The following is a 12,440-nucleotide window of genomic DNA, read 5'->3' on the forward strand; positions in this document are numbered from 1 at the left end:
CTGAATTTTTTTGCAAGTATATAAAAAAAAGCTGATGAAAAATACCCATAAAAAAATTATAGAAATTTTGTTTGGTTTTGTTAGAATAGCGGCACTTTGACTTAATAACAAAAGAGGAATTTTATGTTTAAGAAAACATTAATTGGTTTAGCCGTTTTAGGTGCTAGTGTTGCTCAAGCGGACGTATTAACCAGTATCAGACCTTTAGGTTTTATTGCCAATGCGATTACTGATGGCGTAACTGAAACTAAAGTATTATTACCCGTAACGGCTTCTCCGCATGATTACAGCTTGAAGCCATCAGATGTGAGCCAGCTGCAATCTGCTCAATTAGTGGTTTGGGTAGGTGAGGAATTAGAAGGTTTTTTAGAGAAAAGTATCGATAAATTACCGAAAGAGAAAGTATTAACGCTTGAGAATGTGGACGCGATCGAAGAGCTAGTAGAAAAAGCGAGCGATAAAAAAGAAGATGATCACGACCACGATCATAAGCATTCGCACGGCCATAAACACGAACACAAAGGACATAGCCACAAGCACGATCACGATGATCACCACGGTCACAGCCATGATGAAGACTGGCACATTTGGTTATCTGGTGAGGCAAGCGAGTTAATTGCTGAACAAATTGCAGAGCGTTTAAGTGAGCAGTTGCCAGAACAAAAAGCGAAAATTGCGGAAAATCTTGCAAAATTTAAAGCAAATTTAACCGCTAAAAAAGCAGAAATTGCGAAGCAACTTGAGCCAGTTAAAGCAAAAGGCTATTACACTTTCCACGATGCTTATGGCTATTTTGAAAGAGAGTATGGCTTAAATTCATTCGGTTCGTTTACGATTAATCCAACCGTTGCACCAGGTGCGAAAACGTTGGCAGCAATTAAGAAAAATATTGCTAAAAACAAAGCACAATGTTTATTTGCTGAGCCTCAATTTACGCCGAAAGTGATTGAAACTCTAGCAAGAGAAGCAAAAGTGAGCGTAGGTCAGCTAGACCCGCTAGGTGCTAAAGTTCAGTTAAGTGCAAATGCGTACCCTGAGTTTTTGCAATCTTTAGCCGATGAATTCAGCCAATGTTTATCAAAATAAGCTAAAACAAACCCCATTTAAGCTCATTTAAATGGGGTTGTTTTTTATACCATAGGTAAATGCAAAATGTTAACGAAAAAAGACCGCTTGTCGCGAAATAGATTAGGCTTTTTTCAAGAATTCAGATTTTAGCATAATTTTACCACAATCTACGTTATGATCGCCTTGTACTAAACGTATCCCTTTGAATTTGCTTCCTTTTTTTAGAACTTCTGAGGAGCCTTTTAATTTTAAATCTTTAATTAAGAGTACATCGTCTCCATCAGATAATAAGTTACCATTACTATCTTTTACAATTAATGCCTCTTCTTCAGCGGTTTCCTTGCCGTTCCATTCATACGCACAATCTGGGCAAACAAATTGAATAGAGTCGTGATAAGTATTTTGGCTTTTGCATTCTGGGCATACAGGATATGTCATAATATTTCCTTAAATAATGATTAGAGACGTTATTATATAGTAAAAAAGCGTGAAAAGATAAGCGGTCGATTTTTATTAAAAATTTGCAATTTTTGATGTGATTAGCTAAAGAATACCTTTAAATATTAGGGTTTATGTTGATTTTTTAGCACAGGAGCGATAAAGTCGGTCAGTCATAAAGATTAAGTCATAAAGGAGGCCGCTATGATAGTCGATCCTAATTATCAACAAGAATTAGAAAAATATGAAAACCCAGTACCGAGCCGAGAGCTTATTTTAAATACCATTCGTGGGCATAACGCCCCAATGAGCCGTGATGAGCTATTGAACGTTTTCCATATTTATGATGAGGAGCGTATTGAAGGCATTCGTCGCCGTTTACGGGCAATGGAAAATGAGGGGGAGCTGGTTTTTACCAAAGGTAAACGTTATGCCTTACCTGAAAAGATGGATTTATTGAAAGGTACAGTAATAGGTCATCGTGATGGCTATGGTTTTCTACAAGTTGAAGGCCACGAAAAACTGGCTACAAAAAGTGAGGATTGGTTTATTTCTAACTCACAAATGGCCAAAGTAATGCACGGTGATTTTATACTCGCACAACCTAATGGCACAGACAGACGCGGGCGTAAAGAGGTACGGATTGTGCGTGTGCTTGAAGCGCGTAAAAAACAGATTGTTGGTCGCTTTTTCCTTGAAAGTGGTATTGGCTTTGTTGTGCCAGATGATAGTCGTATTAATCAAGATATCTTAATTCCTGAAGAACACCGTATGGGTGCAAGAATGGGGCAGGTTGTGGTTGTACAATTGCAAGAACGCAAAGCAAGTTTTAACCGTCCTGTTGGTTTTATTACCGAAATTCTTGGTGATAACCTAGCACCAGGTATGGAAGTTGAAATTGCCTTACGCAACCACGATATTCCACATATTTGGCCTGAAGGCGTAGAAAAACAAATTCGTCAATTTACTCGTGAAGAGGTGCCAGAAGAAGCCAAACAAGGGCGTATTGATTTACGCAACTTACCGTTGATGACAATTGATGGTGAAGATGCACGTGATTTTGATGATGCGGTTTTTGCGAAAAAAGAGGATAACGGTTGGCGTTTATGGGTGGCGATTGCTGATGTAAGTTACTATGTTCGCCCGAAAACGGCGTTAGATTTGGAAGCGTTCAATCGGGGTAACTCGGTTTATTTCCCAAATCGAGTGATTCCAATGTTGCCAGAGGTGCTTTCAAATGGTTTATGTTCATTAAACCCGCAAGTTGATCGCCTTTGCTTGGTTGCGGAAATGTTGGTTTCGCATAACGGAGAGCTGCTAGATTATAAGTTCTACGAAGCAGTAATGAATTCACACGCTCGTCTCACTTACACCAAAGTCTGGAAAATTTTAGAGGGTGATGAAGCCCTGCGTGAGCGTTATGCTTTATTAGTGCCGCATATTGAAGAGCTTTATGCGATGTTCCAAACCTTAATTAAAGCACGCCAACAACGTGGTGCGATAGAATTTGAAACCATTGAAAATAAATTTATTTTCAATCCACAAGGACGAATTGAACGCATTGAGCCACTTATTCGTAATGATGCTCACAAATTGATTGAAGAGTGTATGATTTTAGCCAATATTGCGGCGGCACGTTTTGTCGAACAAGCTAATGAGCCTGCTTTATACCGTATTCACGATAAACCGAGCGAAGAAAAATTACTGAGCTTTAAATCGTTTGTGCGTGAATGTGGATTAACGTGGGAGGTAGGGTTAGATCCACAACCTAAAGATTATGGTATATTGTTAGATCAGATTGCTGAGCGTGCCGATAAAGAGTTAATTCAAACAATGTTACTTCGCTCGCTTAAACAAGCGGTTTATGCCGCAGATAACATCGGGCATTTTGGTTTGGCATTAACTGAGTATGCCCACTTTACCTCACCCATTCGTCGTTATCCCGATTTATTGTTGCATCGAGGGATTAAGTATTTAATTGAAAAAGGCAAAGGTAATACACGTCATTATACCGATGGCGGTGGCTATCACTACCAGTTAGATGATATAGATGAATTTGGCGATAAATGTTCAGCAACCGAACGTCGTGCTGATGGGGCCACTCGTGATGTAGCAGATTGGCTAAAATGTGAATTTATGCAAGATCACATCGGCGAAGAGTTTGATGGGGTCATTTCAAGCGTAACAGGCTTTGGTTTATTTGTGAAACTTAACGAACTGTTTATTGATGGATTAGTTCATATTTCAACTTTAGATAACGATTACTACCATTATGATGCAGATAGACAGCGTTTAGTTGGCGGAAGCGGTATGATTTATCGTTTAGGTGATGCCGTTCGAGTTAAAGTTATCAGCGTGAATTTAGACGAAAAGAAAATTGATTTTGAGTTACTTACCGAATATAACCGTAACGGTAAAACGGCTAAGAAAAAGTCGAAAGCGGCAGCCAAACCCATTTTTAAAGAACCGAAAACGTTAAGAAAATCTAAGAAAGTTACAGGGAAAAAGGCATCAAAATCTGCAAAAGAACCAAAGAAAACAACCGCTAGTAAGCCAGCTAAGAAGTAAAAATGGATTATAAAAAACAGATTTTATACAGCATTTTGTTTGCACTGTTTATGGCAATGATCAGTTATGTTGTGTTCACTTATCAGCCTTATGATTGTAGTGATTTGACTAAATTGACCGATTATCAGCGTTTGGACTGTCGCACCGAGGAAGTTTTAGGTGTTTATTACTGGCTACCTCATACTACGACTTTGTTTTTTTGTTCTATCCTATTTTACTGGGCTGCATATGGTTTGCTAGCGGTGATGAAGTCACTATTAAAACGCTAACAAGCGGTTTAATTTGATCAAAAATTTGCAACTCATTATATAAGACCTATCTTCTCGGTAGGTCTTTTGTTTTGCTCCGTTTGTAAAAGAAGATAAAACTCCTTGATAGATGTACCACTAATAGATAAAATCACTCAATTAAAGTGGGAAAAAGTGGTGAATTGTGGATCTTTTTCTTATATTTGATATTATTTGGCGGAGAGAATCATTAAAATGTTTCGTGGCGTAAGTTCAATTAGCATTGATAATAAAGGGCGAATAACCATTCCGACCCGTTATCGTGCACAGCTGCTTGAAAAACATCACGGTATTTTAGTTTGCACCGTTGATATCCGTCAGCCCTGTTTGTTACTTTACCCATTATATGAATGGGAAATTGTTGAGCAAAAATTATTGGCCTTATCTAATTTTGACCCTGTTCAACGCCGTATTCAGCGAGTAATGCAAGGTTTTGCAACCGAATGTGAAATGGATTCTGCAGGTCGCATTTTACTCAGCCCTACTCTCCGCCAACATGCCCAATTAGAACAACAAATTATGCTAGTGGGGCAATTAAATAAATTTGAAATTTGGCAAGATAAGCAATGGCAAACTCAAATTGCTGAAGATCTTGCTTTTGGTAGTTCAATTGAAATGCTTAATTGTGATGCCTTAAAAAATTTATCGCTATAGTAATTGGATAATAATAAAAATGAGCGACACCTCAAAACATATTACAGTATTATTGCACGAAGCCGTTGATGGCTTGGCAATTAAGCCTAACGGCATCTATATTGACGGCACTTTTGGGCGAGGTGGCCATTCTCGTTTAATTCTATCTAAACTTAGTGAAAATGGGCGTTTAATTGCGACAGATCGTGACCTACGAGCGATTGCAGAGGCGAAAACTATCAATGATCCTCGTTTTCAAATTGAACATACTGCTTTTTCTGCCATTCCTGAAATATGTGAGCGAATGGGGCTTGTTGGAAAAATTGACGGAATTTTATTAGATTTAGGCGTATCTTCTCCTCAGTTAAATGAGGCAGAACGTGGCTTTAGTTTTATGCGTGATGGGCCGTTGGATATGCGTATGGACACAACAAAAGGATTATCTGCAGCAGAGTGGCTATCACAAGTGTCCGTTGAAGATCTGGCTTGGGTTCTTAAGGAGTTTGGCGAAGAACGTTTTGCCAAACGTATTGCACAAGCGGTCGTTTTTTATAATAAATCTGCAAGTGAAAAGATCTCTCGCACCTTACATCTGGCTCAAATTATTAGCGATGCTGTGCCGTTTAAAGATAAACACAAACATCCCGCAACACGCTCTTTTCAAGCGATTAGGATTTTTATCAACAGTGAATTAGACGAACTGGAAAAAGCACTTAGTTCAGCATTAACAGTATTAGCTCCAGAAGGGCGTTTGTCGATTATCAGTTTCCATTCGCTTGAAGATCGTATGGTAAAACAGTTTATGCGTAAACACAGTAAAGGTATGGAAGTACCTAGAGGTTTACCTATTTTAGAATCTGAACTTAATAAGAATATTCCTCTTAAAACGATTGGAAAAGCAATAATGCCAAGTGAGGCAGAAATTGAAGCCAATCCTCGCTCACGTAGTGCCGTACTGCGGATTGCTGAGAAACGCTCATAATAGGATTTAGTATGTCAAATGAACGTTATCCGTTACATCAAATTATTCTTGATGATATTTTTAGCTATAATAAAGTAGCACTTTTATTACTTATTGGCATTGTTATTTCGGCTATTACCACAATTTGGATAACTCACCAAACCCGACTCTCTGTGAGCGAGCGAGGACAGTTAATTCAAGAAAATCAAAAACTTGAGAATCAATATACTAATTTACAATTGGAAGAAAACAGTAGAAGTAGTAGAGCAAGAATAGATGCCGCTGCAACATCTTTTGGGCTCCAGCCAATTGAAAAAGAACAAGAAATTATTTTAGTTGAATAAAAAATGGTTAAGTCAGTTAAATTAAAACGCAAACAAGAAACTCGCGTAAAAAAATCAGAACCTCAAAAGACAGAGAGTAAAAAATTACCGAGTTTTTTACCTGGACGCTTTTGGGTTGTTGCTTTTTTTATGATTTTAATGGTTGCAGGCTTATTAGCACAAACTGCTTATATTCAACTTATTGATTCTGAAAGATTAATTAAAGAAGCAAATAATCGTTCACTTCGAACTCAAGAATTACAATTCACGCGTGGCAGAATCCTCGATCGTAATGGTCGTTTCCTTTCTATTAGCGTGCCTATGTATTCTCTAACACTTGATCCAAGGGAATATTTCGATACTAAGTTACGTCGTTCCAATGCAAGCTGGCGTGCGTTAGCTATCGAAATGGGCACTTCAAAAAGTAAAATTGAAGCCAGTGTGAATAAATTTATTGAAAGAAAAAATGTGTCAAAAGAGAAAGTTGATTTTGACCCCCGCTCTATTCTCAATACCCAAAGCGAGGGTTATTGGACTCAACTTGCACAAGTAACGGGTTTAGATTACAACACGTTAATTGAAAAAGTGCGTAATAATCCAAACTCTGTTTTTGTGCATTTAGATGATGAAACTGCAATGTTAGAACGTGAGAAATTCCAAGCATTAAGTAAGGAAATTGGGCAGTCTTATAATGATTTAATGAGCGAGCTTTATAATAAAAATCGCCAACGATTCGTCTATTTATCCCGCCATCAATCAGAAGCAATTAGTACATATGCGAAACAATTAGATATAGATGCACTTGTTATTAAAGTGGAATCTCGCCGTTTTTATCCTCTAGCAGAAGAGGCCTCTCAACTTATTGGCTTTACTGATAAAGATGATATGACAGGCTCGGAAGGTTTAGAGCGTAGTTTTAATTCTTTACTGGTAGGTAAAAACGGTAAACAAATTATCCGTAAAGATGCTAAGGGAAATACAGTAGAAAATATTCGTTCGGAAAAACAATACGACCCTCAAGATGTTATGCTCAGTATTGATGAAGAGCTGCAATCTATGGTTTATGGCGAAATTAAAAAAGCGGTACAAGAGAATAATGCTGAATCAGGTACAGCGGTATTAGTAGATGTCCAAACGGGTGAAATTTTAGCGATAGCAAATGCCCCCTCATTCAATCCGAACAAGCGTGATAGCTTTAAACCAGAACTAATGCGTAATCGTGCAATTACAGATACTTTTGAACCAGGTTCAACGGTTAAACCTTTTACTGTCTTAACAGCCCTGCATCATAAAGTTACTGACAAAGAGGAAGTCATTAACACACGGCCTTTTGTAGTTAATGGCTATACAATCAAAGACGTTGCACCACGAGATAGCTTAACGCTTACTGGTATTTTGCAGAAATCCAGTAATATTGGTGTGAGTAAATTAGCACTCAGAATGCCTGCTACTAAATTAGTAGATACCTACACCAAAGTTGGTTTTGGCAAAGATACTGGTTTAGGTTTAGGCGAACAGCGAGGTACAAACGGAGACCGTAAACGCTGGGCTGATATTGAACGAGCAACACTTTCTTATGGCTACGGCTTGAATGTTACCCCCCTTCAGCTTGCTCGTGCTTATGCAACGCTAGGTAGCTTTGGGATTTATCGCCCACTTTCTATCACAAAAGTTGATCCGCCTGTGATTGGCGAACGAGTATTGCCTGAAAAAACTACTCGTGATGTAGTACAAATGATGGAAAGTGTTGCTGCAAAAGGCGAAGGTGGGCATCGAGCAGCCGTTGATGGCTACCGTGTGGCAATTAAAACAGGTACAGCTCGTAAGCTCGAAAATGGTAAATATGTAGAGAAATATATTGCGTATACTGCAGGGCTTGCTCCAGCGAGTGATCCACGTTTCGCGTTAGTGGTACTTATTAATGAACCCAAAGCGGGCAACTATTATGGTGGTTTTGTTTCGGCACCGCTATTCTCTCGCATTATGGGTTATACGCTTAAACAACGTAATGTTAAGCCAGATAACTTAACGTCAGACACCCAAAGTGCCGTGCGTGAAATCAAATTAGAACGTAGTATGAATTAAGGTCAGTTATGAAACGTTTATTCCCTTTCATTACAACACTTGATGCTTGGGTTGAAGAGCTTACCGAGCTAAAGCAAATGACATTAGACAGCCGCCAAATACAACAAGGCGACTTATTTATTGCCCTTAAAGGTCATCAAGTTGATGGCAGAAAATTTATCCTAAATGCGATTGAGAAAGGGGCAAAAATTGTTTTAGCCGAAGCGGAAGAAGATCAAATCGAAGTAGAGCTTGATCCACAATTTGCAAAATTTAACCTAGATCGTACCGCTTGTTGTAAAGTCATTTCGGTGCCTCAGCTGCCAAAATGGCTTTCTGCTATTGCAGGGGCTTTTTACGATAATCCCTCACAAAAATTAGTTTTAGCAGGCATTACTGGCACGAATGGTAAAACGACGACAGCCCAACTGCTTGCACAATGGCGTAATTTATTCGGTGGAAAATCAGCAGTAATGGGCACGATTGGCAACGGCTTATACGGCAAAGTACAAGAAGCGGTAAATACCACAGGCTCAGCAATTGAGATTCAACGTAATCTTGCTGATTTTGTAGAGCTTGGAGCAGATTTCTGCGCAATGGAAGTGAGCTCTCACGGTTTGGCACAATTTCGAGCGGAAGCCTTAGAATTTGATTTAGCCATTTTTACTAATTTAAGCCGAGATCACCTCGATTACCACAACACAATGGAAGAATACGCCGAAGCAAAATTCCGTTTGTTTCGTGAATTTGAAACTAAAGTACAGGTAATTAATGCCGATGACGAAATTGGCGCTAAATGGCTTTCAAAATTACCGAATGCAGTGGCTGTAAGTGCTAAGCCAAATTTCAATAGTAATCATAAATTTGTAAAAGCAACTGCTGTAAAATTTACCTTACAAGGTGCCGTTATTCATTTTGAATCAAGCTGGGGAAATGGCGAATTACACAGCCGCTTAATTGGTGCTTTCAACGTAAGCAATATTTTGACCGCTTTTGCAGGTTTACTTGCATTAGGTTTTGATATTCAAACGCTCATCAAAACAGCTCCGCAATTAGTTGGTGTGGCGGGCAGAATGGAATGTATAACAAGCCCAAATAAACCTATGATAATTGTGGACTACGCTCACACACCTGATGCATTAGAAAAAGCATTAGAGGCAGCACGTTTACATTGCGAAGGTGAACTGTATTGTATTTTTGGCTGTGGAGGCGACCGTGATGCAGGAAAACGCGCTCTGATGGCAGCTATTGCGGAAAAATTAGCAGATAAAGTAATTGCGACAGACGATAATCCAAGAACCGAAAACAATCAAAAAATTATGTCGGATATTCTTAAAGGTTTTGAAAACCAATCTGCGGTACAAGTGATCCATAGCCGTGAACAAGCCATTAAAACCGCGATTAAGCAGGCAAAAGCAAGCGATGTGATTTTAATTGCAGGCAAAGGACACGAAGATTATCAGATTATTGGCACGGAAAAATTGCATTTTTCGGATCAGGAAACAGCAAGGAAGTATTTAGCATCTTAATCTACGCTCATACTTAATGATTTATATAAGAAAACAAAATGATAAAACTAACCACCCAACAAATCGCTGACATTCTTAATGCCAAACTTATCGGCAGCGGTGATATTATGGTTGAAACCACCAGCACCGACACACGTCAAGCGGTCGAAAATGGTTTATTTTTTGCATTAAAAGGTGAACATTTTGATGCACATCATTATCTTAAAAGTGCCGTGAAGCAAGGTTGTGTGGCAGTTGTCGTTGAGCGTGAGAGTGATATTGATGTGCCACAAATTGTGGTGGCAGATACTCGCCCTGCATTCGGTGAATTGGCGAAGTGGTTAAAAGCAAAACTGAATCCGAAAACGGTAGCAATGACAGGTTCTTCTGGCAAAACTACCGTAAAAGAGATGACTGCAAAAATTTTGCAAAAAATGACCGCTTGTGAAGAGGACGTTTTATATACTTTTGGTAATTTAAACAATGACTTAGGTGTGCCGATGACCCTAATGCGTTTAACGGAACAGCATAAATATGCGGTAATTGAGTTAGGGGCAAATCACATCGGTGAAATTGCTTATACCACTGAAATAGTGAAGCCAGATGCTTGTTTAGTGAATAATGTGGCAGCTGCTCACTTAGCTGGTTTTGGTTCGTTAGACGGTGTTGCAAAGGCGAAAGGGGAAATTTATCGTGGTTTAAAAGACGGCGGCAAAGCGATTGTGAATTTAGCCTTTTATTATCCGCAGTGGCAGAAAGAGATAGGTTCAAATGAAATTCAATCTTTCTCGTATATTGGTTCAGATTCTGATTCTTACGCCGATTATTGGGCAGATGAGGTTGAATTGTTGTTAAATGGCTCACGCTTCACAATCCATACACCACAAGGAGACATCAAGGTCGAACTCCCTTATTTGGGTCGCCATAATGTGAGTAATGCGTTAGCAGCAACCTCACTGGCAATGTCAGTTGGGGCAACATTAGCCGCAGTTAAAGCAGGGCTTGAGCAACGTTTAATGGTAAAAGGGCGTTTGTATCCTTTACAAATTAATGAGAACTGCTTATTTATTGATGATACTTATAATGCCAATGTGGATTCAATGAGGTCAGCCATTTCCGTATTACAACACTATCCTGCATATCGAATTTTCGTCGTAGGCGATATGGCTGAATTAGGCGAAGAAAGTACTCAATGTCATCAAGACGTGGCGGATTTTGCTCAACAAGCGGAGTTAGATTTAATTGTCAGTTTTGGTAAAGAGAGTGCGGTTATCAGCCAAAATCCACAACATCATTTTATTGATAAACAACAAATGGTTGAATTTTTAATGACGATTATTTTGCAAAAAATTGAACAAAAACAACCGCTTGTATTATTAGCAAAAGGCTCTCGTAGTCAAAAAATGGAAACCGTGATTTCCGAGCTTTGTCATCAGTTTCATATCAATTTTTAATTTAATTTTTTAAGGACTAAACAATGTTGGTTTGGCTTGCTGAATATTTGGTGCAATATAATACAGCGTTTAACGTTGTCTCTTATATTACTTTTCGTGCCATTATGGCGTTATTAACAGCAATGGGAATTGGTCTTTGGATTGGACCGAAAGTGATTCGCCGTTTGCAGATCTTAAAATTTGGTCAAGAAGTGCGTAACGATGGTCCAGAAAGCCATTTTAAAAAACGCGGCACCCCAACAATGGGGGGCGTGATGATTCTTGCTGCTATCGGTGTAAGTACATTGCTTTGGGCGGATCTGCGAAACGCTTATATTTGGTTTACTTTATTCGTCTTATTTGGTTATGGTGCGATTGGCTTTGTGGATGATTATCGTAAAATTGTTCGTAAAAATACGGATGGTTTAATTGCCCGCTGGAAATATTTTTGGTTATCAGCCATCGCATTAGTAGCTGTATTTGGTATGTACGCCATTGGGAAAGGCACCGCAGCAACACAATTAGTTGTCCCATTTTTTAAAGATGTGATGCCACAATTAGGTCTATTTTATATTATTTTAGCTTACTTCGTGATTGTTGGTACCAGTAATGCGGTTAATTTGACCGATGGTCTAGATGGGCTGGCGATTATGCCAATTATTCTAGTCGCCTCAGCGTTTGCATTAATTGCTTGGGCAACCGGTAATTTTAACTTTGCACAATATTTGCATATTCCGTTTATTCCAAAAACATCTGAATTAGTTATTTTATGTACTGCAATTGTAGGCGCTGGCTTAGGCTTTCTATGGTATAACACTTACCCTGCTCAAGTCTTTATGGGCGACGTAGGTTCACTTTCATTAGGTGGAGCATTAGGGGTTATTGCGGTATTGGTTCGCCAAGAATTATTATTAGTAGTGATGGGCGGTGTGTTTGTAGTGGAAGCTCTCTCAGTCATTTTACAGGTAGGCTCTTACAAATTACGCCAAAAACGCATTTTCCGAATGGCTCCGATTCACCATCACTTTGAACTAAAAGGTTGGCCTGAGCCTCGAGTGATTGTCCGATTCTGGATCATTACATTGATGTTGGTGCTAGTCGGTTTAGTCACACTAAAATTACGTTAATTGATAAGGTGCATTTTATGAATGTACCTT

At 38.9% G+C, this 12,440-nt stretch carries 11 protein-coding genes; 10 read left to right on the top strand and 1 reads right to left on the bottom strand.

Translation table 11 applies throughout. The annotated features are described in order from the left end of the window. The first annotated feature begins 123 nt into the window (after positions 1–123). Positions 124–1,086 (top strand): zinc ABC transporter substrate-binding protein ZnuA, encoded by a 963-nt coding sequence (gene znuA / locus HV560_RS04325; RefSeq protein WP_176807491.1) that lies wholly within the window; start codon positions 124–126, stop codon positions 1,084–1,086. 102 nt (positions 1,087–1,188) lie between these two features. Here znuA and HV560_RS04330 read toward each other — a convergent pair whose 3' ends face one another. Beyond that, on the bottom strand, positions 1,189–1,506 hold the full coding sequence (locus HV560_RS04330; protein ID WP_159629097.1) for a zinc ribbon domain-containing protein YjdM: 318 nt from the start codon (positions 1,504–1,506) through the stop codon (positions 1,189–1,191). 204 nt (positions 1,507–1,710) lie between these two features. Here HV560_RS04330 and rnr point away from each other — a divergent pair, with 204 nt between their 5' ends. From rnr to mraY, 9 genes are all read left to right on the top strand, one after another. Continuing rightward, entirely contained in the window at positions 1,711–4,074 is a 2,364-nt protein-coding gene (gene rnr / locus HV560_RS04335) for a ribonuclease R (protein ID WP_176812241.1), read from the top strand. A gap of 50 nt (positions 4,075–4,124) precedes the next feature. Continuing rightward, positions 4,125–4,343: a hypothetical protein gene (locus HV560_RS04340; RefSeq protein WP_238348739.1), complete on the top strand. Its 219-nt coding sequence runs from the start codon at positions 4,125–4,127 to the stop codon at positions 4,341–4,343. 213 nt (positions 4,344–4,556) lie between these two features. After that, entirely contained in the window at positions 4,557–5,015 is a 459-nt protein-coding gene (mraZ, locus tag HV560_RS04345) for a division/cell wall cluster transcriptional repressor MraZ (RefSeq protein WP_159629100.1), read from the top strand. Between the two features lie 19 nt (positions 5,016–5,034). Beyond that, entirely contained in the window at positions 5,035–5,976 is a 942-nt protein-coding gene (gene rsmH, locus HV560_RS04350) for a 16S rRNA (cytosine(1402)-N(4))-methyltransferase RsmH (RefSeq protein ID WP_159629101.1), read from the top strand. Between the two features lie 11 nt (positions 5,977–5,987). Next, the gene (ftsL, locus tag HV560_RS04355; protein ID WP_176807487.1) at positions 5,988–6,299 is read left to right on the top strand and encodes a cell division protein FtsL; all 312 of its coding nucleotides are present in this window, start codon (positions 5,988–5,990) and stop codon (positions 6,297–6,299) included. A gap of 3 nt (positions 6,300–6,302) precedes the next feature. Continuing rightward, on the top strand, positions 6,303–8,363 hold the full coding sequence (locus tag HV560_RS04360; RefSeq protein WP_176807486.1) for a penicillin-binding transpeptidase domain-containing protein: 2,061 nt from the start codon (positions 6,303–6,305) through the stop codon (positions 8,361–8,363). Positions 8,364–8,371: 8 nt separating this feature from the next. Further along, a complete protein-coding gene (gene murE / locus HV560_RS04365) occupies positions 8,372–9,871 on the top strand; it encodes a UDP-N-acetylmuramoyl-L-alanyl-D-glutamate--2,6-diaminopimelate ligase (RefSeq protein WP_176812242.1) in 1,500 nt (499 codons plus the stop codon). Between the two features lie 38 nt (positions 9,872–9,909). Further along, complete coding sequence (gene murF / locus HV560_RS04370) at positions 9,910–11,304, top strand: UDP-N-acetylmuramoyl-tripeptide--D-alanyl-D-alanine ligase (RefSeq protein WP_176812243.1); 1,395 nt, start codon at positions 9,910–9,912, stop codon at positions 11,302–11,304. A 23-nt stretch (positions 11,305–11,327) separates the two neighbouring features. Next, positions 11,328–12,410: a phospho-N-acetylmuramoyl-pentapeptide-transferase gene (gene mraY, locus HV560_RS04375; protein ID WP_176807483.1), complete on the top strand. Its 1,083-nt coding sequence runs from the start codon at positions 11,328–11,330 to the stop codon at positions 12,408–12,410. Positions 12,411–12,440: the final 30 nt, after the last annotated feature.

Source organism: Mannheimia pernigra (assembly GCF_013377995.1).
GTDB lineage: Bacteria > Pseudomonadota > Gammaproteobacteria > Enterobacterales > Pasteurellaceae > Mannheimia > Mannheimia pernigra.